Below are 24,123 nucleotides of genomic sequence, written 5' to 3' on the forward strand. Positions count from 1 at the left end.
GCGCAGCGCCGCCTCACGTCACCGGCTCCGGCCGCCCGGCAAGCTTGCTGTGGCGGATGCCATAGGCGAAATAGACCACGCAGCCGATGCCCAGCCAGATCAGGAAGCGCTCATAGGTGATCGTCGGCAGGCCCCAGATCAGCCATGCGGAAAAGCCGATGCCGATCAGCGGCACCAATGGCACCAGCGGGGTACGGAACGGCCGCTGCAACTCGGGCCGCTTCCAGCGCAGCACCATCACTGAAGAGCAGATCACGATGAAGGCGCCAAGTACGCCGATGTTGACCAGCTTGGCCAGTTCGTCCAGCGGGAAGAAGCCAGCGGCGACCGCGGTGACCAGGCCGATCAGCACGGTGGTGCGATGCGGCGTGCGCCAAGTCGGATGCACTTTGGCGAACCAACCCGGCAGCAGACCGTCGCGCGACAGGGCGAACCAGATCCGCGCCCCGGCCAGCAGGTTGGCGAAGATCACGCTGGTGATGCCGCAGATCGACGCCAGCGAGATGGCGATCATCACCTTGGGTTGGCCGATGGCGGTGAAGGCATGGGCCACCGGCGCGTCGTTGTCGAGCGTGGTGTACGGCACGATCCCGGTCAGCACCAGGCAGATGGCGAAATACAGGATCATCGCGATGCTCAGCGACAGGATCACCGCACGAGGCAGATCGCGCTGCGGATTGATCGCTTCCTCGGCGGCGGTAGTCATCATCTCGTAGCCGAACACGGCGAAGAAAACCACCGCCGCACCCGTGACCACGCCGTGCATGCCGAACGGCATGAAGGGATGCCAGCGCGCCGGATCGACGAAGGCGACGCCGGCCGCCACGATCAGTACCGCCGCGCCGATCTTGATCGCTACGATCAGCATATTGAAACGCGCGCCCCACTCCATCCGCATCGCCAACAAGGCGGTGATCAGCACCGAGATCAACACTGCCGGCAGATTGATGAAGCGGCCGGGCGCCGTGCCGTAGGCGCCTTGCGCCCATAGGGGCAAGTGCACGCCGCCGGCGTCGAGCAGCGCCTGCACATAGCCCGACCAACCCACCGCCACCACCGCCGCGATCAGCGCGAATTCCAGCAACAGATCCCAACCGATCATCCAACCGGCAAACTCGCCCAGCACCGCGTAGCCGTAGGTATAGGCACTTCCGCTGACCGGAATCAGCCCAGCGAATTCGGCGTAGCACAGTGCCGCCGCCGCACTGGCGATGCCGGCGATCAGGAACGACAGCACCACCGCCGGTCCGGCCTGGGTCGCGGCGACGGTACCGGTCAGCACGAAGATGCCGACGCCGATGATTCCGCCCAGACCGATCGCGGTCAGCTGCCATAACCCGAGTACGCGGCGCAACTCTCCTCGGCTCCGCACTTCGGTCTGCATCGTCTCCACGGATTTCCGGCGGATCATGTCGTTCAGCAAGCCCATAGCGTTCTCTCTCGGTTAGGCCGTCCTGGCGGTGGAAATGCGGTGTGCCTGAAATCTATTTCTTGTCCTTCTCCGGCCAGGGCGACTTGCCGCCTTCGGCGATGAAGCGATCGATGCGCTGTTCGAGCACCGGCAACGGCACCGAACCCTGGGCCAGTACCGCATCGTGGAAGTTGCGCAGGTCGAACTTGCCGCCAAGCGCCCGCTCGGCTTTTTCACGCAGCCGCAGAATGGTCAGTTCGCCCAGGTAATAGGACAGCGCTTGTCCGGGCCAGGCGATGTAGCGGTCCACTTCGGTGGTGACCTCGTGCTCGCTCAACGCGGTGTTGTCGCGCAGGAACGCCAGCGCCTGTTCGCGACTCCAGCCGAGGTGGTGCACGCCGGTGTCGATCACCAGCCGCGCCGCGCGCCACATTTGATAGGTCAGGTAGCCGAAACGGTCGTAGGGCGTGTCGTACATGCCCATTTCGATGCCCAGGTATTCGGAGTACAGCGCCCAGCCCTCGCCGTACGCGGAGATGTAGGCGTAGCGGCGGAAATCAGGCATCGCGTCCTGCTCCGCGGCCAGCGACATCTGCAGCGAATGCCCAGGCGAGGATTCATGCAGGGTCAGCGCGGTGAGGTTGTAAAGCGGCCGCGACGGCAGATTGTAGGTGTTGACCAGGTAGGTGGTCGGCCCGCCACGACCGCCGGTGTAGAACGGCGCCAGGTCGGGCGGCACCGGCTCGATCGCGAAGCGCTGACGCGGCAGACGGCCGACGTACTCGCCGATCTTTCCGTCCACGCGCTTGGCGATCCAGGCGGCGCGCATCAACAGTTCTTCGCCGGTCTTCGGATAGAACTTCGGATCGGTGCGCAGATAATGCAGGAAATCGGCGAAGTCGCCCTTGAAGCCGACCTGCGCGATCACCTCATCCATTTCCGCGCGCAACCGGGCCACTTCCTTCAGTCCCAGCGCATGGATTTCGTCCGCGCTCATGTCCAGCGTGGTGAATTCGCGGATCTGCGCCTGGTAGTAGGCTTCGCCGTCGGGCATGGACCGGGCCGCCAGGCTAGTGCGCGCCTGCGGGGTGTATTCCTGGCGGATGAAGGCCAGCAGCTTGGAATAGGCAGGGACCACCTTGGTTTCGATCGTTTGCAACGCTTGTTCGCGCAATTGCGCCTGTTCGGTGGCGGAAATTACAGACGGCATCCGCTTGAACGGTGTGTAGAACAGGTTGGCTTCGCCCTTGGCGTCGATCACTTCGGCGATGGACTGATCGCGCCCTTTAAGCGTCACTTGCGGCACGCTGAAACCGCGCGCCAGGCCGGCGCGCATGTTGTCGATCTGTTCGTCGAAATAGCGCGGAATGTCGGCCAGCTGCGCCAGATAGGATCGATAGCTTTCGGCGTCGCGCAGCGGCTTGCGTGCCGTGAAACCCAGGTTGGTCCAGAAAGCGCTGTCGCTGTTGAACGGCATTTCCCAGGCGTGGAACCGTTGCTGGCCGAGCAGCACTTCTATCTGGTTGCGATAGACCTGATGGTTCACCTGTTCCTGCTCCGAGAGCGCCGAAAGCGGAATGGCATCGAGTTGCCGCAGTACGTCCTGCCAGTAACGCGTACGCTCGGCCTGGGTAGCAGGATCTACTTTCGGCAGGTGGTCTGCCGTCTTTCCCTCGCTGTCTTCGTCGTCGGCGCCGGCGAACTGCGTTTGCCGCCAGTCCCATTCGCGCTCGTACAGCGTCTTGAAGCGCTCGGCTGGGGCCGCAGAGGATGCGGCGGCCGCGACATTGCCGCCCATCGTCATGCCTGCGAGCAAGACAAAGCCGAGCAAGAGCCTGTTCATGAGAATGCCCCGCTGGTTTTCGTCGCGTTCAGTGCGATGCGTGAACAGAGAGAGAATCGACTTCATCGCACGCGCTCCAGGAAGCATCACAAGATCAAAGGAATGGCCGGTCGATCGCCGGCGACGGCGGGGTGAACCACGCCGCGCCGTCTTCGGTCACATGGAAGTGATCTTCCAGGCGCACACCAAAACGGCCCGGCACGACGATCATCGGCTCGTTGCTGCAGCACATACCCGGCATCAATAGCGTCGTATTGCCGCGCACCAGGTACGGCGTTTCGTGGATGCTCATACCACAACCGTGACCGGTGCGATGAGGCAAGCCCGGCAATCGGTAGTCCGGACCCAGGCCAGCGCGTTCGAGCACATCGCGTGCGGCGCGGTCCACCGAATCGCAGGTAACGCCGGGCCGCACGGCGGCGAACGCCGCCTGTTGCGCGGCCTGCTCCAGGTTCCATATCCGCTGCTGGTCGGCATCGGCGCGGCCGAAGATCCAGGTCCGGGTGATGTCGGAGTGGTAGCCCTGTACGGTGCAGCCGGTGTCGATCAACACCAGCTCGCCTTCGCGCAGATGCTGTACACCGGGGATGCCGTGCGGAAAAGCGGTGGCATGGCCGAACTGGACGATGCAGAAGGTGGAACCGTTGTCGGCGCCGAGCGCACGATGCGCGGTGTCGATGAAGCGCACCAGCTCGTCGGTGCCGATGCCTTCGCGCGCCAGTCCCGCAGCCAGGCGATGCACGTGCAGACTCATGTCGCAGGCCTGCTGCATCAGCGCCAGTTCGGCCGGAGATTTGCGCATGCGGCAGCCATCGACGATGGCGCTCGCATCGACGACATTGGACGCGCCGAGATGGCCGCCCAGACCGACGGAAATCACGAAAGCCGCCCCTGGATCCAGCGCCAGCGTGCGCGCGCCGCGCTCGCGCATGGTTTGCGCCACCAGCGCGTACGGGTCCTCATGTTCTTCCCACAACCGCTTCTCGACCGGAATCTTCAGCACCGCGTCGAGCGATCCTTCCTCGAACGCCGGGCAGATCAGCACCGGATCGCCGGACTGCGTCAGCAGCATCGCCACCAGCCGCTCGCTGGCGCCCCAGGGCACGCCGGCGAAATAGCGCAGCGATGCGCCGGCGCCGATCAGCAGCGCGTCCGCATTCTGCGCGCGCAACAGACCGCGTGCCTGTTCCAGTCGCCGCTGGTATTCGGCGGACTGGATTGGCGGCGCACGATCCGGCCAGGGCGCGAGCTGCGCCATCGCTTGCTCCCGCGTCAGGCCGCCGATCTGCGCGGGGCCGCTCATGGCGCACGTTCCACGTCGTCGATGCTCCAACGGTCGTCGATCAGACGCTGCACCCGACCGGGATTGCGATCGCGCAACTCGAACGGCAACAGCGCATCGGGCACGCCGTCGTAGCTGTGCAGCGCGGCGAAGCGGCGGATCGCCGCCGGCATGCCGACCGAGGTGAAACCCGGATGGCCGGTGCTGGGGAAAGGACCGCCATGGTTCATCGCCGCGCTGACCGCCACGCCGGTCGGCATTTTGCTGGCGATCAGCCGACCCACGCGCGGACGCAATGCGGCGGCGATCGTCATCCAGGCCGCGTCGTCGCCGCCATCGGCGGCGCGATAGAGCGTGCCGGTTAGATTGCCTTCGAACGCGCGGGCCAGCACGGCCATTTCTTCGATTCCGGCCGCGCGCACCAGCAGGCTGACCGGTCCGAAGGCTTCGGTCTGCAAGGCCTGCGGATTGGCCAGGAAGGTCGCGGCATCCACCTTCAGCAATGTCGGCGAATAGCGGTAGCCAGGGCCTTCGGCCGCAGCGCCGCCGGCCAGAACCTGCGCGCCGGCTTCGCGCAACGCCCCTACGCCGCGCTGCAGATGATCGAGTACGCCTTGCGAAAACAGCACGCTGGGCGGCGCTGCGGCGAAATGCGCGCTGACTGCGGCGACGAAGGCATCGCCTGCCGCGCCTTCCGGCACGATCACGATGCCGGGATTGGTGCAGAACTGGCCGCTGCCGAGCGTGCAGGAAGCGAAGAATTCCTGCGCCAGCGCTTCGCTGCGCTCGGCCAGGGCGCCCGGCAACAGGAACACCGGGTTGACGCTGGACAATTCTGCGTAACACAACACGCCGGCACGATCCGCCGCGGCCTTCAGCGCGAGTCCGCCAGCGCGGCTGCCGGTGAAACCGATCGCACCCAGCCGCGCGTCGGCAGCCAGCGCCAATCCCAGCGTGTTGTCGAAGTGGTAGAGCATCTGCACCGCCGCGGCCGGCAGGCCCGCGCCGATCAGCGCCGCATGCGCGAGTTGCGCCAGACGCCGACTGGTGGCCGGGTGCGAGGGATGCGCCTTGGCGATCACCGGATTGCGCGCGGCGATGGCCGAGGCGAAATCGCTGCCGGCGATGGCGTTGAAGGCGAAGGGGAAATTGTTCGGTCCGAAGATCAGCACCGGCTTGGACAGCGGCGCCAGATGCGAACGCAGGCCGGCGCCGGTATCGATCACCGGCTGGGTCCAGGCATATCCGCGCACGGCCTTGGCCGCCAGACGCAACTGGCCGCTGGTGCGGGGCAATTCGTTGCCGCGCAGACGCGTCGGCGCCGGCAATGCGGTTTCGGCGTTGGCCAGCGCCACCAGCGTATCGGCATCGGCATCGATGGCGTCGGCGTAGGCGTCGAGAAAGGCGGCGATGCGCTCCGGTTCTGCGGCTGCGAGTTCATCGGCCACTGCCGCCGCGGCGGCCAACGCGGCTTCCACGTCGGTCGCGCCACAGATCGGAAACGAGGGACCGATCTCCTGGCCGGTGGAGGGATCGCGTGCGCGGAAAGCGCCGAGCGATTCCCGCGCCGGCTGCCACTGGCCCGCGATCAACAACGGTTCGGCGACGACGCTCATCTCAGCGCCACGGGTGGGTTGCGATGGCGCGGTCGATGACCTTCAAGGCCTCTTCGCGCTCGGCGCCTTCCAACACCAGCCGCGGCGCACGTACGCGTTCGCTGCCCAGGTCGACCTTTTCCTGCACCAGCTTGATGAGCTGCACGAACTTGGGCACGGTATCCAGGCGCAACAACGGCAGGAACCAGTCGTAGAGTTTCTTCGCCGCCGGATAACCGCCATCGCGCGCCAGTTCGAACAGTTGCACCGATTCCTTCGGATAGGCGTTGACCAGGCCCGCGATCCAGCCTACCGCGCCCATGCTGAGGCCCTCGACGATGGCGTCGTCCATGCCGACCAGCAGCGCCAGGTGGTCGCCGGTGAGTTCGCGGATCGCGGCGAAGCGGCGCACGTCGGCGGAAGATTCCTTGACCGCCTGCAGGTTCGGGAACTCGGCGGCGAGCTCAGCGATCTGCGCAGGGTTGAAATCGGTCTTGTAGGCGACCGGATTGTTGTAAAGAATCGTCGGCAGGTCGGTGGCGGCGATCACTGAGCGCACGTGTGCGCCCATCTCGCGCCAGTCGCTGGAGTACACGTACGGCGGCAATACCATCAGGCCGCCGACGCCGATTTCCTTGGCGGCTTTCGCCAGGCGCACGGCCTCGTCGGTGGACAGTGCGGCGATGCCCGGCACCACCGGCGCGCGGCCGTCCAGCGCTTTCACCAGCGTCTTCAGTATTTCCAGCTTGTCGTCGAAGCTGAGCGTGGCCGCTTCGCCCAGCGAACCCAAGGGCACGATGGCGGTGCAGCCGGCATCGATCAGCGCCTGCGCGTGATCGGCGAGGAACGCGTGATCGATCCGGCCGTCGGCTGTGAACGGAGTGGTGATGGCCGGCAGGACGCCGCGCCAAAAGGAAGCATTGCTCATGGAAGTACACCTTGCGAGTCGATGGAAAAAGATTCGGCCAGCGTTGCCAGCCGTATGGGAAACAGCGGCGGCCGGCGGCCGTCGTCAGGGTTGTCGCTTTGGGGAAACCAGCCCAACTCCACTAGCGCCGCGCCACAGATACGGCCTTGGCACGCGCCCATACCGCAACGCGTGGCGAGCTTGGCTTCGCGCAGGCTGGTGAAGCCCTGCAGCGCCGATAGCGGTACGTCTTCACAGCGACAGATCAGCGTTTCCTCAGCGGCCAGCGCATGCACGCGCGGCCGCAGGGCGAAGCTCTGGCGCAGCCGTTCGGCGAAAGCGCGCGCATGCCGGCGGTGCGATTGCAGCGCGGCGGCTGCGACGCTGGCGCCGACCGCATGATGGCCGGCCATTTCGCCTTCGATCAGAGCGGTATCGCGGCCGCCGATGCCGCAGGCCTCGCCCGCCGCATAGACGTGTTCGACGCTGGTGCGCAGCGATTCGTCCACCGCCACCTGCGCGTGCGCACCGCTGCGTTGCAGTTGGCAGCCCAGTAACTGCGCCAGCTCCACATTCGGCACCAGACCATAGCCCACCGCCAAGTGATCGCATTCGATCCGCTCAACCCCATGTGGGCCTTCTATTTCTGCCATGCGCAGCCGATCCTCACCGAATGCGGCACGCACCAAGGTTCCGGTGCGGTAAGGAATTCCAAGCAGACGGGCGCGCAGCGTCAGCGCCTGCGCGGCCTTGCCCGGCCAGCGCACCAGGCTTGCGGCGAAACCCTGCACCGCACGTTGCGGTGCTTGTTCGAGAATCCCAAGCACGTGCGCGCCATGCGCGCGCAAGGTCGCCGCCGCTGCCAACAGCAACGGTCCGCTGCCAGCGACCAGTGCGCGCTTGCCGGTCATCGGCCAGCCCTGCTTGGCCAGCGCCTGCGCACCGCCGGCGCCAGTCACGCCCGGCAAGGTCCAACCAGGGAACGGCAACAACAGCTCGCGCGCTCCGGTAGCCAGCACCAATGCGCCGTAAGAAAGCCGGCGCGCGCCCTGCGGGCTATCGACCAGCAGGCTTCGCTCCTGCGCCATCAGCACCTGGGTCTGCGCCAGGAATTCGATCCTGTCCGACAACGAGTCGATCACCTTGCGCGCGGCGCGCGGCAGCGGCGATGCGATGTCATGACGCCATACCTGGCCGCCGGGGCGCGCCTGCGCATCGATCAACCCCACCCGCGCGCCATGGCTCGCCGCCGTGTGCGCCGCGGCGAGACCTGCCGGGCCTGCGCCTGCGATCAACACGTCGTAGTGTTCGCCTGCGCGCTCAGCCATCGGTGCGCACCCGCATGCCTTCGCGCGCCGGAATCATGCAGGCGCGCAACTGCCCCACTCCATCGATATCGACCCGGCATTCGAAACACACACCCATTCCGCACAGTGGCGCACGCGGCTGACCGCTGGGCGAGCGATGGAAATACAGGGTCGCCTGGGCGATGGCAGCGGCCACGTTACTGCCGCTACGCACCTCTACCGCTTGCCCGTCGATCTGCAGACGGATGATCGCCGGATCGCTCATATCGCCACCCGCGCGGGCGCGTACGGCGCCGGGTCGATAGCTGCGGTGCGACCGAGGATCAGATCCATCAGCAAGCGCGCGCTACCCAACGCCGTGGTCACGCCCAGGCCTTCATGGCCGGCCGCGACCCAGAGATCGCTACGCTGCGGTGCCGCACCTAGGTAAGGCCGACCATCCGGCGTGGCGGGACGCAGACCGGTCCAGACGCGGATCGCCTGCAGATCGCGCAGTACCGGCAGGAATTCGAAGGCGCGTTCCAGCATGCGCCGCAGCAGCGCGCCCGACACGGTGCGGTCGGTCGCATCGAATTCGCGCGAAGAACCGATCAACAGCTGCCCGGTCGGACGTGGTTGCACATTGAACGCCACACTGCTGCCCGCGTCGCCGTGCGCGCTGTCGGCATAGCCCAGTTCCAGCAGCTGATGCCGCACCAATGCCGGGTAGCGATCGGTGATGACCAGTTGTCCCTTGCGTGGCCGCATCGGCAATTCGGGCAGCAATTCCGGTAGCGCGCAGCCGGTAGTCACCAGCACCGGACCGGACAGGCCGCTGCCGTCATCCAGGCGTACGCCATCGGCGGTCAGGGCCAGCGCGCGCCGGCCGGCGTACAAATGCGCGCCTTGGGCGCAAGCGCGTTCGACCAGATATCGCGCCATCCGCGGCGGATAGACCACTGCTTCGGCCGGCGCCAGCAGGCCTCCGGACAGGCCGGGCGCGAGTTGCGGTTCGAGCCGGTACAACTCCTGCGCATCGACTATCCGCGCCTGCAGGCCTGCTGCCGCCAGACGCGCGATCTTGGCCGGGACACATTCCATCTCGCTCGGCTCTCGCGCCACCCATAAGGTGCCGCAGCGGTTGAACTCGGCTTCGGGGAGATTTGAATAGGTTTCCCACAGCCGCAGCGAATACGCCGACAACGCCAGCTCGGCCGGATCGTCGTCCATCGCTACCAGATGACCCATCGCCGCGGCGGTAGAACCACCGCCGATCGGGCCGGGTTCGATGATCGCCACGCGCAGGCCTTCCCCGGCCGCCGCTTCGGCACAGGCCGCGCCGACGATGCCGGCACCGATCACGACCAGGTCGTAAGCCTTCATTCCGGTTCCGATTCCCCGGGGCGAATGCCCCAGGCGAACGGGTCGTCTTCCTCGATCAGCAATTGCGAACGAGCGGTTATATAGGCCTGGCCGGCGATGCGTGGCGCTATCCCGCGCGCGGTCGCCGTGTAGGTGCCTTCGAAAACGCTGCCGAGGATGCCTTCCTGCCGCCACACCCGCCCTTCGGCGAGTTTGCCGTCGGCGGCCAGGCAGGCGAGCTTGGCGCTGGTGCCGGTGCCGCAAGGCGAACGGTCGTAGGCCAGTCCGGGGCACAGCACGAAGTTGCGGCCATCGGCGTCGGGCGTGGGCGAAGGGCCGTTGATCTCGACATGATCGATCTCTCCTTCATCGGCGCCGGCGATGCCCGCGGCCTCCAGGGCTTGGCGGATCGCTTCGGTGTAGGCGGTCAGTTCGCGCTGCCGCTCGAGCAGTAGCGGCACCGGCGATTGATCGGTGATGAAGAACCAGTTGCCGCCCCAGGCGATATCGCCGCGCACCGTGCCGTAGCCCTGGACGTCGACGACGACATCGGCCGCATGCCGGTAGCTTTCCACATTGGCGACGGAAACGTGCCCGTCTTCGCGCAGTTCTACGCCGACCGTGCCCACCGGCGTTTCGATACGATGCGCGCCCGGCCCGATACGGCCCAGTTCGGCCAAAGTGCGGACCACACCGATGGTGCCGTGTCCGCACATGCCGAGATAGCCGACATTGTTGAAGAAGATCACGCCGGTGCAGGCTTCCGGATCGTCCGCTGGCAGCAACAGCGCGCCGACCATGGTGTCCGACCCGCGCGGCTCGCAGGCGATGGCGCTGCGCCAATGGTCGAAATCCTCGGCGAACCGGCGTCTGCGTTCGGCCAACGTACCGGCCCCGAGATCGGGGAATCCTGAGACGACCGCGCGGGTGGGCTCCCCGCCGGTGTGCGAATCGATTACGTCAATGCTGAGCATGGGCCATGCTCACATTCGGCCGCGGCCACGGGCTAGCAACGAATATCGCGAACATATGCGGAAATCCGCATAATTCCCAACTGCGAAAAGCCCGCCCTGAAACGGCTGAATCCTGCCGCGACGCCCCATCGCTGGCGGAGCGCGGCCTTAGCGGGAAGCGTCGGATGAAGAGCGGGCCATGCCCATAGCACGCGCCAAACAGAGGAATCGTAGGCGTTTTCCGGCCCATATGGCAGACGGTTCCGCCATGCACGACCTCCCAAACGGCGCCTAAACATGCGGCGACCGCCGATACAGTCCCCGGTTCATCTCCGGCCCGCGCGACCGCAATGCGCTACGCCATCGCCAACCGGCACTGCGGAAGACGGCAGACATGCGGACGGCGGGCTACCCCGTATGCTCCTATACCCGACGCAGCCGTTGTGCTAACTAGGAACGGTATTCCGTTCCGGACCATTGCCCCGATGGCGCCGTGCGCCATCCGCTATCCAGCGCATCGAAATCGCGACTTGGACCGATGCGGCAAGCGACGGAAGACCGCAGATTCCCGCAGGAGACCCGACCGATGGACACCATGATTTCCGCCGACGAGATGCAAGTCCTGTTCGATGCGTTGCCGGACGTGGTTTTCTTCGTCAAGGACAACGAGAGCCGCTACACCCACCTCAATCTGACCCTGGTGCAGCGCCTAGGCCGCAAGCATCGCAGCGAGGTGATCGGTAAATCCACGGTGGAAGTCTTCCCGCTGCCGCTGGGCGGCAACTACCTGATGCAGGACCGCCGTGTGCTGCACGGCGAGGTGATAGAGAACCAGCTCGAAGTGCACCTTTTTCCCAACCGCACTCCCGGCTGGTGCCTGACTTTCAAGCGGCCGCTGTGCCGCCAGGACGAAGTGGTCGGCGTGGTCGGAATTTCGCGCGACCTGGGGCAACCCGACAGCCGGCATTCCGCCTACGAGCGCCTCAACCTGGCATTGACGTACATGCAAGCGCACCATGGCGAGAACCTGCGCATAAAGACGTTGGCCGATCTGGCCGGTGTGTCGGTAGCGCAGCTGGAGCGCCACTTTCGGCGAGTTTTCCAACTAACACCGCAGCAGTTGCTGACCAAGATGCGCATCGAATCGGCGATGCGTCTGTTGCAGGACGACAAGAGCATCGCGGCGATCGGTCAGCTCTGCGGTTTCGCCGACCAGAGCGCGTTCGCCCGCCAATTCAAAGCCACCGTCGGCATGACGCCGCGCGATTTCCGCACGCTTGCCAGACAACCCTGAGCGATGCCGATCGGACTCCCTCAGCTCGAGCGGGCTATCGCAAAGAGGGCTGCTGTCTCGATAGTGCTCGCACGTAGGATCATCGTAGACCTTGAGAAGAGCCCGCGTCACACCGGAGCCCAAGGCTTTCAATCCTTCACTTGATCGCTTTAGTCGGACTGATGCGAGCACATAGTTAAGGCCTTGAAAGTCGTCACGTCACGGCAGGAAAACATTGTAGATAGACGGACCTTCGCTAGGCTCCTAGGCTCCTAGGCTCAGACCTTGGCTATCAAGCGGCCAACTTGTCCTTTCCAGGCAAATATGAGTTGGCCGCTTCGGCAGCTTTCGGCCAGTAGCAGCCATTCAACATTATCGAGATCGGTCCGGTAAACAGCGCGGCTCCAGGTGCGCAAGTCTGCTCCGTGCGATGGTGCTCTCTACGACAACAGAAATCGCAAACCGACACCTGGCTCGGTGGCGATCCAGCGGTCCGGTCACAGTCATAACGCATGCTCCAACGAGGAAATCAGTCATGAGAAGGTGGATCACTGGGAAGAACGCCTAGCTGCCGAAGGCCCGTCATCCAGTCCTCCGAATGCCACGTATGGACGATCCTCCCGTCCTTGAACTCGTGGATATCGATCGCCTGGATGGAGAGCTTTCCTTTTCGGGCAGGAAAGCCGAGGAAGGGATGAATGTGCGTGCCAGTGATGTGTGAGCGCACGACCACTTTGTTTCCCTCCTGAATCATGTCCTGGACTTCAATGTAGAAATCCGGGAACACGGTGGTCAGGGAAACAAGCAGCTTCATGGCGGTTTGCTTGCCGCCGCGTTCGGCCGAGGGCGTCTCGTACCAGTCGTCGGCCAAGACAGTGCCAAGCAGATCGGGATCGTGCTTGCTGAAGGCTTCGTACCAAATGGCCGCCCGCTGCCGGTTGTCGCTTTCGTGTGCGCTCACCGACCCACCAACCGTCAATACTGCGAGCGCCAGAGCAAACCGGCTTACGAGAGATCCGCGTCGCATGGCCGTCACGGAACCAGGACCATGGGGCCGAACTTTCGACGTGCAGCGATATCGGCATGCGCGACCGCAGCGTCCTTCAAGCGATACACCATCGCCCTGTAGCTGCCGAACGTACCAGCCCGATACGCTGCGAACACGTCATCGGTGGCGCTCAGGACTCTGCCTTGCAGGTGCTGCGCCATGGGTCCGCCAACGACCCGAACGTCGCGCTTAGAAAGCGCCGTAGGGTCCACTTCTGGTGCGCCAGAAGCAGCGCCAATCGTTGCAATTGTTCCGCCGTCGCGCACGGACGCTGCCGATACGGCAAAGGTGGCCTTGCCGACAAACTCGTACACCGCGTCGACGCCCTCGGGGACGAGTTCCCGTATCTGCTCAGCGAACGATGGGTCAGTCGACAGCAAGGGGTAATCCACCGAGCTGCGAATCGCCGCCAACTTGTCCTGCGAACCGGTGGTTCCAATGACACGCGCACCCAGCGCCCGCGCCCAACGCGCTACCAGCAGGCCGACGTTGCTAGAGGCGCCCTGGACCAGGACAGTATCGCCGGCACGCAGCTTGTAGAAGCCATTCAGCGCGGCCCAAGCGGTCAGGCCTTTCGTAAGAATCGTGGCGGCCTCCAGCGAGGTCACGTCCTGAGGAATCGCGACCAGATCGGCCGTGTTGATCAGGCGAACTTCTGCGTAGCTGCCAGGCGAAAGAAAATACGCCACGCGGTCGCCGACCTGGACGTCATCCACGCCGGGGCCAATCTCTTCGACCACACCCGCGCCTTCAACGCCGGTCACACCCGGCAGAGGCATTGGGAAAATGCCCTGCCGAAAAGCTGTGTCGATGAAATTGACACCGATGGCGTCGTGGCGCAGTCGGACTTGTCCCGCTTGGGGACGGCCCACCAGTTCGTCCTCGGGAATCAGAACTTCGGGGCCGCCGTACTGGTGAAATCGAATCGTGGTGGTCATTGCGTTGCTCGTGTGGGACTGGGCGAAAAAGGAATGGATGCAGGCTAGGCCTCGACCTGACTACGCAAAAGCCCATATTTCTCGATGCCTCCCATCGCTTGCGTCGATAGGTGTTGCTTACGCAATCGCCGGCTTGATGCTGGTAGCCCGGCGAAACTTCGCATCTACGCTGAGTGCGCCCGGTCCGAAGGCGACGATTTGCAAGAAGCCACCGGCCATCGTCAGGTTCTTGAAGAAGTGGATGAACTGGTTCTGGTCACCGAATGCCGCGTGGAAGCTCACGGCCGTGGCGATGCAAAACAGCGCAAGCACGGTGGCGACAAGCCGGGTCCGATAGCCCACCACAAGGGCGGCACCGCCGACGACTTCGATGACGATGGCAATGACGAGAGCCACGTGAGGCAGCGGGAGACCGACCGAAGCGATGTAACCGGCGGTCGCTTCGGCATTGGCTATCTTGCCGACACCGGAGATCAGGAAGATCGCCGCCATCAGTAGTCGGCCCAGCAGGCCAAGCAACGAAGCAAAGCCGGCTGAGTCGGCGGCACGATCGGTAATGGACAAGGTAGCCATAGCAGTTCTCCGTAAGGTTGGGCACGCTGCGCGCTCACGCGCGCAGCCGGCGGTTACAGCACTGACAGCAATCCACCATCAACAAGCAGCGGGATACCCGTCACGTAGCTCGACATGTCCGAGCCGAGCCACACCACGGCGTCGGCGATCTCCGAGGGCTTGCCCAGGCGACGCAGCGGCGTTCGCTGCCGGAATCCCTCGGAGGCTTCCGCGACGCCGGGCGTGTTGCGCAGCAGCGCTGTATCGATGGTTCCGGGGCAGACGGAGTTGACCCGAATGCCGGACGGCCCTAGTGCATCGGCCATGGCCTTGGCCATCAACACCACGCCGCCCTTGCTTGTGGAATAGGCGACCGTCATGCCCGCGCCCGCGATACCGCCCATGCTGGCCATCAACACGATGCTTCCGGGCCTGGAATGCGCCTGCATCTGGCGCGCGGCTGCCTGGGCACAGAACAGGACGCCGTCCAGGTTGACCGACATGAGGCGGCGATAATCGTCTTCCGCGACATCAGCACCGTCCGAGCGCAGAGTGATGCCGGCATTGCAGACCATGACGTCCACGCCGCCGAACTCCTCGGTCGAAGCAACCAGAGCATCGACCTCGTCGCGCTTGCTGACGTTGGTGCGCACAAACCGGGTCGCTACTCCGAGGGCTTCGATCTCGCTCGTCGTGGTCGCCCCGCCTTCGCGAGGGATCTCCACGACGTCGGATACGATAACGGCCTTGGCACCATGCTGGGCGGCCCCAATTGCGATCGCGCGTCCAATGCCGCTGGCGGCGCCGGTAACCACGACCACTTTTCCCGACAGTAGATCGCTCATTTCTTCTCACCTTCCTTCGGATCCAGATCCTTCTGGAAAGACTGGAAGGCGGACTCTTTAGGCTTGGCCGTCAACTGCGACTGGAAGGTCGCAAAGTCGGCGACCTCCCAGTGCTCAGCCAGCTTTCCGCCTTCAATGCGATAGATCTGGAAGGCACGGAAGTCCACTTTGTTGCCCGTCGCCTTCAATCCACCGAAGTCGTGCAGTTGCGTGCCAGAGACACGATTCATCACGGCGACGCGGTCGTCCTCAGCAACGATTTGCTCGATCGTCCAGGTGAAGTCGGGAAAGCTGGCCTTCAGGCCTTCGAGGTAGCTGCGGATGACATGGATGCCGGGCGTCTGTCCTTCGAGGCGGTCGCCGTAGTCGGCCGTAACGATCTCGTCCAGATGGCTGAAGTCGGCACGATTGAAGGCATCGAAGTAGCGGCGCACTACGGCCTTGTTGGCTTCGATGTCGGTGTCGGGCTGCTTTGCCAGGACCGACTGGAAGGCCGCCGGCATGAGAAGAGCTATGAAGGCCAGGCGAATAAAGAACGTGGGGGTTTTCATGGAGAGCGTTTCCTTAGTCTTCTATGGCGCAACGGGGTTAGGAAACCGGCGGCAGGCCGCCAAGCTGCTGCATCAGCGAGAACAGATTCGCTACGCCCCAGTGATCGGTGATCTTTCCGTCGCGGACGCGCATCGCATCGACGGTTTCGAACTGGATTTTTCGCCCGGTGGGAGCGATGCCGAAGAGTGGGCCTTGATGCGTGCCGTGGTAGGTCTTGAAGGTAGTGACCACGTCGCCGTCCACCGTCTGCCAATGAATGACCGGGTTGAAGTCGGGGAACGCTTCGCGGAGCCGATGGTAGAGGACGCGAACGCCGTCCTTGTCGGGCGTCGTACCCGGTTGAGGGGTGTGGTCGACGAAGTCGTCGGCGAACAGCTTTTCGAACAGGGCGAAGTCGCCCTGCCCCTGCACCTGCTCGGTGTTCGTGCGGACAATGGTCTTGGCCGATTCAGAGGCTGTGTTGCTGGTCATGGCTAACTCCAAGGAAAAGGGGCCATCGACGGACGCTCAATGAGCGGAGGTCGGGTCCGCGCCGGCCCAGAGTGGTTAATCGAACAGCTTGGCCGCGGTACGCGCGACCAGTTCGCCCTGATGGCGGGCACCTGCTAGGTCGATTTCGGTGGGCTGCCGGGAGCCGTCACCGCCAGCAACCGTGGTGGCGCCATAGGGGGCGCCCCCGACAATCTCATCGACGCTCATCTGTCCTTGGTGGCTGTAGGGAAGCCCGACGATCGTCATGCCGAAATGGAGCAGATTGGTGATGATCGAGAATAGTGTGGCTTCTTGTCCGCCATGCTGCGTCGCCGTCGAAGTGAAGGCGGCGCCGACTTTTCCATTGAGTGCACCACGCGCCCACAGGCCGCCGGTTTGATCAAGGAAAGCGGCCATCTGCGAGGTGAGTCGACCGTAACGGGTGCCGCTTCCGATCACAATGGCGTCGTAGTCCTCGAGCTCTGCAACGGTGGCAATCGGTGCCTGCTGATCGAGCTTGTAGAAACTCTTGCGCGCGATCTCTTCCGGCACCGTTTCCGGAACACGGCGGATTTCTACCGTTGCTCCGGCGTTGCGCGCGCCCTCCGCGACCGCCTCGGCCATCTTTTCGATGTGCCCATAAGAGGAGTAGTACAAAACCAGGACCTTGGCCACGAGAGCCTCCGAATATGATTTTCCGCAAGGGCGCCGACGGGGCGCGCACTGCGTCCCGTCGTACGATCAGAAGTAGGGCGTCAGACGCCGGGGCCGGATTTTCCGGCGAGCAGTTGGAACTCCCACGCCAGGTTCGTAGCGGTCGCGCCGCCATGCTCGAGCAGAGCCGGGATCAACTTCGCCGCCGATTCTTCGCGCGCCCAATCGCGCTGTAGCTCCGACGCAAAAACGATCCAGGTCATGGGGACTGCACCGGCCTGGATCATGCGTGCGATGCCCATTTCGTGAGCCTCGACGCTCGTACCGCCGGAAGCGTCGGTCACGAAGTACACCTCGTAGCCGTCGCCAAGCGCATGGATTACCGGGAATGCCAAGCACACTTCAGTCCACAGGGCAGCGATCACGACCTTCTTTCGACCAGTGCGCTTCACCCATTCAACGCACGCCGGGTCTTCCCAGGTGTTTATCGTGGTTCGGTTGATCGGCTTCTGCTCGGGAAAGACATCCAGTAGCGGCTTAACGATGTATCCGCCTCGATCCTCCACGACGCTGGTGAGCAATGTGGGCACATCAAAGACCTTCGCTGCCTTGGCGAGGGCAACCACGTTGTTCATCAGCAGAGCGGCGTCGATATTCTTGACTCCGCTGAACTGGAATGGCTGATGGTCAATCAGCAAAAGCACGCAGTTGTCAGGAGTGATGAGGGCTTCCTTGCCGACCTTGCCTGTTGTGGGATTGCTCATACATGCCCTCGTTTGTTTAGTGAGTGAGGGTTACGTTACGGTGCAAACCCAGCGACCGAAATCCGCCTTAGGCGTAGATTGTTCTTACGTCTTTTGGTTAGTTGCTAACCAATGCGATACATGATGCATTGGAACTCGCGTAGCGGGACTCAATCGAGATGAATGATGCCGCGCTTGAGCGCGATCACAACCGCTTCAGTTCGGTCCTGTGCTTGAAGCTTGCTTAGCACATGGAGAACATGGACCTTCACAGTCGCCTCTGTTCTGTGAATTTGTGCGGCGATCTCTTTGTTTCGAAGCCCGGTGGCCATCAATTGGAGGATTTCCAGTTCTCGGTCGGTGAGTTCGACACGCGGAACGTATTCGGCCAATCGGCGCGCCACGGCATCCGGCAGTATCCAGCCCTGGCGCCAGACAGCGCGTATCGCATCGGCGACTTCATTGCGAAGTACGTCCTTAAGAAGGTAACCGCGTGCGCCGGCCTCCAAGGCTCGGTGGATATCGGTATCCCCCTGGAACGTTGTAAGCGCAATGATCCGCGCCGTGGGGAACTCCTCGACGATCTTCGCGATGGCCTCCACGCCACCCATGACGGGCATGCTCAAATCCATCAAGGTCACGTCGGGCTGGTGGGTCCGATAAGCCTCCAGAGCCGATGCGCCATCGCCTGCTTCGGCCACCAGTTCCAGGTCTGGGTGCAGCGCCAGGACAGCAGCGAGACCATCCCGGTAAATAGGATGATCGTCTACCGCCAGCACGCGAATCCGCCGGGGCTCTTCGTTGACGGCCAGCGGCTGCTTTTTGATGACGGACATGGTTCGATGCTGCTCCTGTAGGGCTCCGCCGACAATCCACCTATTGGCTAATCTTTGCAGTCCGCGCGCGCAATCTGCGTACCCGGGTCGCAATTCCCGGAATCCATCGCAGCCAGCGCCAACGAGGCACCCGCAGACGCACTTCGGTCCCAGTGCCAAGTTGGCTGTCCAGTGCAACGCAACCACCAATGCATTTGGCCCGCTCACGGATACCCTGGAGCCCCCAGTGCCCTAGGCGTTTCGCCACCACAGCCGCATCAAACCCGCGTCCATCGTCGCGCACGGTGATGCGTAAGCTGCTCGGCAGGTATTCAAGCTGAATGACGACGGTGGCGGCTTGCGCATGTTTGCGCACGTTGACGAGGATTTCTTCCACGATCGAACGGATCTGCCTCCTGACGTCTGCGGCGAACTCGTACGTCACACCGGGCGCACAGACGACATTCACTACGGTATCGGTGTCGGCGAGAATGCGGTGGGCGCTGACGTGAATGGAGGCGGCCAAGTCGTCTGCTTCGGTCGGCAACCGAATATCCCAAACCACCTTGCGTGCGTCGGTCAGCGTACGATCCACCAAATTCAGGATGCGATCCAGGCTCGCTCTCTCCGGGGACTGCGCGACTAACTGCTGGTCGACGGCGTGCAATTGCAACGCAATGCCACCGAACCCTTGCAACAACGAATCGTGGATATCCCGGGCAAGACGATTTCGCTCATCAAGGATGGCCGCGCCGCGAATGCGAAGGGCTGCACGGTGGTACATCCACAGCACGAGCGTCAGGGTGAGGATCACTAAGGCGATAAACCATGCCTTGAGGTAGAACGGCGCCAGCACCCGGAGCGTGATGTGGGATTCCTGGGGGGACCACTGCCCGCGTACGTCACGGGCCGATACGCGAAATCGGTAGGTGCCAGGGGCCAAACGCGTGTATGACGCTACGCGCTGCGTGCCGGCGTCGATCCAGTCGGGATCAAACCCATCCAAGCGGTATCGGAAACGCACATCGGGGCCGTGCGACAGGTCTACCCCTGTGTAGCGGATATCTATGCGACGCGTTGCCGGCTCAATCACCAATTTGTCCAGATCCGTGTGCCGCACGCCATCGGTGGCGACCTCATCGATGTAGACCTTCGGCGCCGCGCCCACGGGGCGGGCCCTAGCGGGATCGACCGAGACGATGCCATGTCCCATGGCGAACCACAGCTTTCCGCTTGGCTCCTGATAGGACGAGGGATGGGGCCAGGCCGCGGGATCACCTCCCGGCAAACCGTCCAGAGACTTGAAGCTACCCACATCCACCAAACCAGCAAGCTTGCCATCGGCTACCGCGATCAGTTCTGCAACCCGGATGCGAGTGAGGCCGCCTAGCTGTCCCAACCAGAGTCTACCCGCGTCATCCACTTCGGCCGCGCCTACCCAACTTTCCGGCAATCCCTCCTTGACAGCGACAGTACAGATACGGCCGCCACCGACACGAACGAGCCCCTCATCCGAACCCACCCACACGGTGCCTTTGGGTGCTTCGAACAGGACGTTTGGCCTGATGCCGGTTTGTTGCGGCGTGGGCCACGGCACGAACGTCTCATCGCCTACCGGATTGATGCGGGTGACGCCTGTCAGGCTCGCGATCCATATCGCGCCGCTGGAGTCTTTGAACAGCCGGAAGATGAAGTCGTCTTTTTGCTTGACGGGTTCAAGCCGTCCATCGTGGCCGCGAAAGAGCCCTCGCCAGGTTGCTATCCACAAAGTGCCTGCCGGGTCTTCGAGCAGATCGGTGACAGGAGGTAGCCCTTCGTAGCTTAGCTCTGCGGGCTGTCCAGCGGCAAAGCGCGACACATCGCCGTTGGGGCGCCCCACCCATACGCCTCCTTGCCGCGCTGGCGCCATTGAAAGCACCAACTCAGCGGGGCTATCACTCACCCGTTGGAACGACGATCCTGCGGAGGCGATATGGCCGTAAAACAAGCCGCCAGTCGGAGGCGTTAACCACACACCACCGTCCGCGTCACGGAGCATGCCGCCTGGCATGTCGCTGGGCAGACCGGTGCGCGCAGTGAACGCTTCCACCTCCAACGGTCGGAATCGACTTAGGCCATCGCGGGTGGCCACCCATATGTTGCCCTGCTGGTCGGGCAAGATGTCGATGACCCGGTCGTCCGATAGGCCATCGGCACGCGTGACTGACCGGAAATGTTTGCCGTCGAACCAATGAAGGCCCGCACCATAGGAACCTACCCACAAGGTTCCTTTGGCATCTTCGGCCATGGCTGCTACCGCGCCGAATCCCTTCGTGGCCGGCAGTGGAAAATGCTGGATCTGCCCATCTTTCCATCGGGCAATGGCCGTTTGAGTGCCAAACCAGATCGACCCGTCGCGAGCCGCATACACGCGACTCGGGTTCCGCATATCAGCGCCCTTGGGCAGAGCAATCCGGGTCAGCTGCCCGCCATGTATACGGTAGACAGCGCCTTCTCCAGCCGCGATCCAGATGTCACCGTTGTTATCCACCGTCATGCTGCTGCCTGAATAGCTCACCAGCGTTCCGCGAAGTTCGCGCTGATGGCCACTTCGATCAATGACAAAGACCCGGCCACTTCGCGTCACGGCCCACAAGCGATCCTCAGGATCAACGGCCGCTGCATTGATGATGTCGGCCTTAAACGATTCGTTGGTGGCGACTAGTTGGACCTGATCGCCCGCTATGCGGAAGAGTCCGCTGCCACTGCCGACCCACAGACCACCCTCGCGGTCTTGCGCAAGCGGAATGGTGATTATCCGTGTGCGCCCGCGTAATGCAGGGGAATTGTCCGCGGTGAAGGCCTTGAACCGCACGCCATCGAACCGCACCAGACCCGACTGCGAAGACAGCCACAGATATCCATCGTGGGTCTGCACGAGGTTGGAGGTGAATGCCAGCCTCACCTCTTCCTGCGAGCGCCAGGTGTCGATCTTGTAACGATCAAAGACAACCGAAGCCTGTTGCGCGGCAACGCGGTACGGAAGCGTAGCCAGAAGCAACGTCATCAGTAGGAAGTAGCGAAGCGACCATTTCCCATTGCAACCACTCATTCTTAAAACCTTACAACCCGGCCGTCCGTCGCTTGGCCTGAATACGAATGCATTTCCATCAGTGCCTCAGCGCCTCAATGAAGGCACGTCCTACCGGACCGGGCGGCGCGTCTTTTCGATACACCGCTTGCATTTCCAAGCTGGCACGCGCCTTGGCGTTGGCGTGCGTACGGATTTCCACCAATTGCCCCTGATCCAGCTCCTCTTGGACCATGTGCACAGGCATATGTCCCCAACCGAACCCAGCACGCAAAAAGGCGTGTTTGGCGCCCAAATCAGCCAGCCGCCAAGTCAGTGGCGATACGACACCAAAGTTGCGTCCTGACGACAATGGCGTGCGGTCCGTCAGCACCAATTGGACATGCTTGCTCAGCTCTGCGTTTGAGAGCGGCTTTCGCGCTTTTGCCAGAGGATGCTGAGGCGATACCACAGTGGCGAACGGCACTAGCACCAACGACTCTGCCACCAGTTCATCAGGTACCGTAGGGAGCGATCCGATCACGCCGATGCGACAGGAGCCGTCCAGGACCGGCTGAACGACACCGCCCAGCGCTTCTACGTAGAGCCGCAACGGCGTCGTTGGGAAGAGTTCTCGACACTGGCCTACTGCATGTGTGATGGCCGGCATGGGATACATCACATCCATTGCCGCAGACAGTTCTGGCTCCAGTCCTTCGCGAATGGAACGGGCTCGCGCCTTGAAATCATCCATGTGATCAGCCACGGCACGCGCATCGCGCAGTAGTGACTGCCCTTCCTCGGTCAGCTGCGGATAGCGTCCGCTGCGCTCGAACAAGGAAACACCTAACTGCGCTTCTAGATTCGCAAGCGTGTGGCTGACGACCGATTGAGCACGCCGCAACTTCCGGCCCGCTGCGGAAAAACTCCCTTGCTCTGCGGCTGCAATAAAGGTGCGGATTTGGTCCAGCGTGACACCGTCGAGCATATATCAATCCTGTAGATGGATATTATCTAAAAATATAGGCTATCAAGATACATCCAGCAAATTTATCGTGGCCGCACTTCCACAGAGATGCCGCCGTGACCCGTTTATCTCGCAAGCACGTACAGCCCGAAACACTGACCCCTGCGCGCCGCATTGTCTTTCAAGGACGTGGCACAACCCGGGGCCCCATTACTCGTCTGGTCAACCCTTCTGACCTAGGCCAACTGATCAAGCCGTTCGTCTTCCTGGACCGCGGCGCACTGCCGCCGACCGGCGACACCTTCTTCGGCATTCATCCGCATTCGGGCATCGCGACGCTGACGATTGCGCTCAGCGGTGGCTTGCAGTACGAAGATACGACCGGTCAGTCCGGGCAGGTGCCCGCAGGCGGCCTGGAATGGATGAAGGCCGGCGCTGGTGCGTGGCATGACGGCCGCGTCTATACCGCCGAACCGCTGAAGTTCTTTCAACTGTGGCTGGCCTTGCCGGCGGAGTTGGAAAACTCGCCGGCCGAAGGGCAGTACATCCCGCCCGAGCAGGTCGAAAGCGATGGGCCGGTCACGGTCGTCCTGGGTCGATATGGCCAAGCGCGCAGTCCCATCCGCGCCCCTGACAACATCAATTACTTCCTTGTGCGCCTTCAAGACGGTGAAACATGGCGTTACCAACCGCCGCAAGGACACACCGTCGGTTGGATCGCGGTCGACGAAGGCGTGGCCAAAACGCCGGAACCCGTTGCCGCCGGCGAGATTGCGGTATTCGACGAGTCCGACGACGCGCTTGAGTTCACCGCGCAAGGGCCGACCTCATTCGTGATCGGCACTGCCATCAAGCATCCGCATGACCTGGTCACGGGCTACTACTCGGTTCACACCAACGAGGATGCGTTGGAGCGGGGCGAGGCTGAGATCAAACGCATTGGCACGATCCTTCGCGCAGCTGGACGTCTTCGTTAGACCCTGCGCGCATTCCTAGCAGAACCCACCGCTTCATTTCCCCACCTACCACATCAGGAGAACTCCCATGTCCACCATCGTTTCCACCACCTCCACTACTTCCAGCTTCGCCCGCAATGGCGCCGAATTTGTCGGCCGCGTTCTTCTCGTCGTTCTCTTCCTCATGTCCGGCCTGGGCAAGATCAACGCCTACGACGCGACCACTGGTTATATGGCCTCGATGGGCGTCCCGGGCGTCGCGCTGCCTGCGGTGATTGCCCTGGAAGTGCTGGGCGCCGTCGCCATCATCCTCGGCTTCAAGACCCGCATCGTCGCCGCATTGCTGGCCGGCTTCACCTTGGTCACGGGCCTGGTCTTCCACAACAACTTCGCCGACCAGATGCAGATGATCATGTTCTTGAAGAACGTCTCCCTCACCGGCGCCTTTCTGATGCTCGTGGCCAACGGCGCAGGCGCTTTCAGCATCGACGCCAAGTCCGCGAAGTGATTCCACCCATCCTAGGATGGCGTCGGCAGGCTGCCGACGCCACATGACAGAATGATCTGAATATAGATATCCCTGAATGCCGCTAGCGGCCCAATGCAATCAGTCGCATCCTG

23 protein-coding genes are annotated in these 24,123 nt (G+C 63.1%); 3 read left to right on the plus strand and 20 right to left on the minus strand.

What is annotated here, in order from left to right; all coding sequences use genetic code 11:
- Positions 1-13: 13 nt before the first annotated feature.
- The 9 genes from BLR66_RS14155 to BLR66_RS14195 form a co-directional block, all read right to left on the minus strand.
- Complete coding sequence (locus tag BLR66_RS14155; RefSeq protein WP_093288326.1) at positions 14-1,429, minus strand: amino acid permease; 1,416 nt, start codon at positions 1,427-1,429, stop codon at positions 14-16.
- A 55-nt stretch (positions 1,430-1,484) separates the two neighbouring features.
- Positions 1,485-3,215: a DUF885 domain-containing protein gene (locus BLR66_RS14160; RefSeq protein WP_255402756.1), complete on the minus strand. Its 1,731-nt coding sequence runs from the start codon at positions 3,213-3,215 to the stop codon at positions 1,485-1,487.
- 133 nt (positions 3,216-3,348) lie between these two features.
- Positions 3,349-4,557: a M24 family metallopeptidase gene (locus tag BLR66_RS14165; RefSeq protein WP_093288329.1), complete on the minus strand. Its 1,209-nt coding sequence runs from the start codon at positions 4,555-4,557 to the stop codon at positions 3,349-3,351.
- Entirely contained in the window at positions 4,554-6,152 is a 1,599-nt protein-coding gene (locus BLR66_RS14170; protein WP_093288332.1) for an aldehyde dehydrogenase family protein, read from the minus strand. Before BLR66_RS14170 ends, BLR66_RS14165 begins: the two co-directional genes overlap by 4 nt.
- 1 nt (position 6,153) lies before the next feature.
- Positions 6,154-7,059: a dihydrodipicolinate synthase family protein gene (locus tag BLR66_RS14175; RefSeq protein WP_093288334.1), complete on the minus strand. Its 906-nt coding sequence runs from the start codon at positions 7,057-7,059 to the stop codon at positions 6,154-6,156.
- The gene (locus tag BLR66_RS14180; RefSeq protein ID WP_093288337.1) at positions 7,056-8,366 is read right to left on the minus strand and encodes an FAD-dependent oxidoreductase; all 1,311 of its coding nucleotides are present in this window, start codon (positions 8,364-8,366) and stop codon (positions 7,056-7,058) included. The genes BLR66_RS14175 and BLR66_RS14180 overlap by 4 nt, the downstream gene beginning before the upstream one ends.
- Positions 8,359-8,610 carry a (2Fe-2S)-binding protein gene (locus BLR66_RS14185; protein ID WP_093288340.1) on the minus strand — a complete coding sequence of 84 codons (252 nt, stop codon included), beginning with the start codon at positions 8,608-8,610 and terminating at the stop codon, positions 8,359-8,361. The genes BLR66_RS14180 and BLR66_RS14185 overlap by 8 nt, the downstream gene beginning before the upstream one ends.
- Complete coding sequence (locus BLR66_RS14190; RefSeq protein WP_093288343.1) at positions 8,607-9,707, minus strand: NAD(P)/FAD-dependent oxidoreductase; 1,101 nt, start codon at positions 9,705-9,707, stop codon at positions 8,607-8,609. Before BLR66_RS14190 ends, BLR66_RS14185 begins: the two co-directional genes overlap by 4 nt.
- On the minus strand, positions 9,704-10,660 hold the full coding sequence (locus BLR66_RS14195; RefSeq protein WP_093288346.1) for a 4-hydroxyproline epimerase: 957 nt from the start codon (positions 10,658-10,660) through the stop codon (positions 9,704-9,706). Before BLR66_RS14195 ends, BLR66_RS14190 begins: the two co-directional genes overlap by 4 nt.
- Before the next feature lie 565 nt (positions 10,661-11,225).
- On the opposite strand from BLR66_RS14195, the gene BLR66_RS14200 reads away from it, so the two are divergent.
- Positions 11,226-11,933, plus strand: coding sequence for an AraC family transcriptional regulator (locus tag BLR66_RS14200; RefSeq protein WP_093288349.1), 708 nt, complete (start codon positions 11,226-11,228; stop codon positions 11,931-11,933).
- A 508-nt stretch (positions 11,934-12,441) separates the two neighbouring features.
- Here the strand turns inward: BLR66_RS14200 and BLR66_RS14205 are convergent.
- The 11 genes from BLR66_RS14205 to BLR66_RS14255 form a co-directional block, all read right to left on the minus strand.
- Positions 12,442-12,873 carry an ester cyclase gene (locus tag BLR66_RS14205; protein ID WP_176943891.1) on the minus strand — a complete coding sequence of 144 codons (432 nt, stop codon included), beginning with the start codon at positions 12,871-12,873 and terminating at the stop codon, positions 12,442-12,444.
- 71 nt (positions 12,874-12,944) lie between these two features.
- Positions 12,945-13,898, minus strand: a complete 954-nt coding sequence (locus BLR66_RS14210) for a zinc-binding dehydrogenase (protein WP_093288355.1) — start codon at positions 13,896-13,898, stop codon at positions 12,945-12,947.
- Between the two features lie 117 nt (positions 13,899-14,015).
- Complete coding sequence (locus tag BLR66_RS14215; RefSeq protein WP_093288358.1) at positions 14,016-14,471, minus strand: DoxX family protein; 456 nt, start codon at positions 14,469-14,471, stop codon at positions 14,016-14,018.
- 53 nt (positions 14,472-14,524) lie between these two features.
- On the minus strand, positions 14,525-15,295 hold the full coding sequence (locus BLR66_RS14220) for an SDR family NAD(P)-dependent oxidoreductase (protein ID WP_093288361.1): 771 nt from the start codon (positions 15,293-15,295) through the stop codon (positions 14,525-14,527).
- Positions 15,292-15,846: an ester cyclase gene (locus tag BLR66_RS14225; protein WP_093288363.1), complete on the minus strand. Its 555-nt coding sequence runs from the start codon at positions 15,844-15,846 to the stop codon at positions 15,292-15,294. Before BLR66_RS14225 ends, BLR66_RS14220 begins: the two co-directional genes overlap by 4 nt.
- A gap of 37 nt (positions 15,847-15,883) precedes the next feature.
- On the minus strand, positions 15,884-16,318 hold the full coding sequence (locus tag BLR66_RS14230; RefSeq protein WP_093288366.1) for an ester cyclase: 435 nt from the start codon (positions 16,316-16,318) through the stop codon (positions 15,884-15,886).
- A gap of 75 nt (positions 16,319-16,393) precedes the next feature.
- Entirely contained in the window at positions 16,394-16,993 is a 600-nt protein-coding gene (wrbA, locus tag BLR66_RS14235; protein WP_093288368.1) for an NAD(P)H:quinone oxidoreductase, read from the minus strand.
- An 80-nt stretch (positions 16,994-17,073) separates the two neighbouring features.
- Positions 17,074-17,736, minus strand: a complete 663-nt coding sequence (locus BLR66_RS14240; RefSeq protein WP_093288371.1) for a hydrolase — start codon at positions 17,734-17,736, stop codon at positions 17,074-17,076.
- Positions 17,737-17,885: 149 nt separating this feature from the next.
- The gene (locus BLR66_RS14245) at positions 17,886-18,551 is read right to left on the minus strand and encodes a response regulator (RefSeq protein WP_093288374.1); all 666 of its coding nucleotides are present in this window, start codon (positions 18,549-18,551) and stop codon (positions 17,886-17,888) included.
- 40 nt (positions 18,552-18,591) lie between these two features.
- Entirely contained in the window at positions 18,592-21,576 is a 2,985-nt protein-coding gene (locus BLR66_RS14250) for a sensor histidine kinase (protein ID WP_218119655.1), read from the minus strand.
- A 103-nt stretch (positions 21,577-21,679) separates the two neighbouring features.
- Positions 21,680-22,567, minus strand: a complete 888-nt coding sequence (locus BLR66_RS14255; RefSeq protein WP_093288379.1) for a LysR family transcriptional regulator — start codon at positions 22,565-22,567, stop codon at positions 21,680-21,682.
- A 95-nt stretch (positions 22,568-22,662) separates the two neighbouring features.
- Here BLR66_RS14255 and BLR66_RS14260 point away from each other — a divergent pair, with 95 nt between their 5' ends.
- Positions 22,663-23,523 (plus strand): pirin family protein, encoded by an 861-nt coding sequence (locus tag BLR66_RS14260; RefSeq protein ID WP_218119656.1) that lies wholly within the window; start codon positions 22,663-22,665, stop codon positions 23,521-23,523.
- 67 nt (positions 23,524-23,590) lie between these two features.
- Positions 23,591-24,010 carry a DoxX family protein gene (locus BLR66_RS14265; protein ID WP_093288381.1) on the plus strand — a complete coding sequence of 140 codons (420 nt, stop codon included), beginning with the start codon at positions 23,591-23,593 and terminating at the stop codon, positions 24,008-24,010.
- Positions 24,011-24,123 lie beyond the last annotated feature (113 nt).

The organism is Pseudoxanthomonas sp. CF125, from assembly GCF_900104085.1.
Taxonomy (GTDB): domain Bacteria; phylum Pseudomonadota; class Gammaproteobacteria; order Xanthomonadales; family Xanthomonadaceae; genus Pseudoxanthomonas_A.

Coding starts and splice junctions, on each gene's coding strand:
- BLR66_RS14155 (WP_093288326.1), bottom strand. CDS start 1,429: ATGGGCTTGCTGAACGACATGATCCGCCGGAAATCCGTGGAGACGATG.
- BLR66_RS14160 (WP_255402756.1), bottom strand. CDS start 3,215: ATGACGATGGGCGGCAATGTCGCGGCCGCCGCATCCTCTGCGGCCCCA.
- BLR66_RS14165 (WP_093288329.1), bottom strand. CDS start 4,557: ATGAGCGGCCCCGCGCAGATCGGCGGCCTGACGCGGGAGCAAGCGATG.
- BLR66_RS14170 (WP_093288332.1), bottom strand. CDS start 6,152: ATGAGCGTCGTCGCCGAACCGTTGTTGATCGCGGGCCAGTGGCAGCCG.
- BLR66_RS14175 (WP_093288334.1), bottom strand. CDS start 7,059: ATGAGCAATGCTTCCTTTTGGCGCGGCGTCCTGCCGGCCATCACCACT.
- BLR66_RS14180 (WP_093288337.1), bottom strand. CDS start 8,366: ATGGCTGAGCGCGCAGGCGAACACTACGACGTGTTGATCGCAGGCGCA.
- BLR66_RS14185 (WP_093288340.1), bottom strand. CDS start 8,610: ATGAGCGATCCGGCGATCATCCGTCTGCAGATCGACGGGCAAGCGGTA.
- BLR66_RS14190 (WP_093288343.1), bottom strand. CDS start 9,707: ATGAAGGCTTACGACCTGGTCGTGATCGGTGCCGGCATCGTCGGCGCG.
- BLR66_RS14195 (WP_093288346.1), bottom strand. CDS start 10,660: ATGCTCAGCATTGACGTAATCGATTCGCACACCGGCGGGGAGCCCACC.
- BLR66_RS14200 (WP_093288349.1), top strand. CDS start 11,226: ATGGACACCATGATTTCCGCCGACGAGATGCAAGTCCTGTTCGATGCG.
- BLR66_RS14210 (WP_093288355.1), bottom strand. CDS start 13,898: ATGACCACCACGATTCGATTTCACCAGTACGGCGGCCCCGAAGTTCTG.
- BLR66_RS14215 (WP_093288358.1), bottom strand. CDS start 14,471: ATGGCTACCTTGTCCATTACCGATCGTGCCGCCGACTCAGCCGGCTTT.
- BLR66_RS14220 (WP_093288361.1), bottom strand. CDS start 15,295: ATGAGCGATCTACTGTCGGGAAAAGTGGTCGTGGTTACCGGCGCCGCC.
- BLR66_RS14225 (WP_093288363.1), bottom strand. CDS start 15,846: ATGAAAACCCCCACGTTCTTTATTCGCCTGGCCTTCATAGCTCTTCTC.
- BLR66_RS14230 (WP_093288366.1), bottom strand. CDS start 16,318: ATGACCAGCAACACAGCCTCTGAATCGGCCAAGACCATTGTCCGCACG.
- BLR66_RS14240 (WP_093288371.1), bottom strand. CDS start 17,736: ATGAGCAATCCCACAACAGGCAAGGTCGGCAAGGAAGCCCTCATCACT.
- BLR66_RS14245 (WP_093288374.1), bottom strand. CDS start 18,551: ATGTCCGTCATCAAAAAGCAGCCGCTGGCCGTCAACGAAGAGCCCCGG.
- BLR66_RS14250 (WP_218119655.1), bottom strand. CDS start 21,576: ATGACGTTGCTTCTGGCTACGCTTCCGTACCGCGTTGCCGCGCAACAG.
- BLR66_RS14255 (WP_093288379.1), bottom strand. CDS start 22,567: ATGCTCGACGGTGTCACGCTGGACCAAATCCGCACCTTTATTGCAGCC.
- BLR66_RS14265 (WP_093288381.1), top strand. CDS start 23,591: ATGTCCACCATCGTTTCCACCACCTCCACTACTTCCAGCTTCGCCCGC.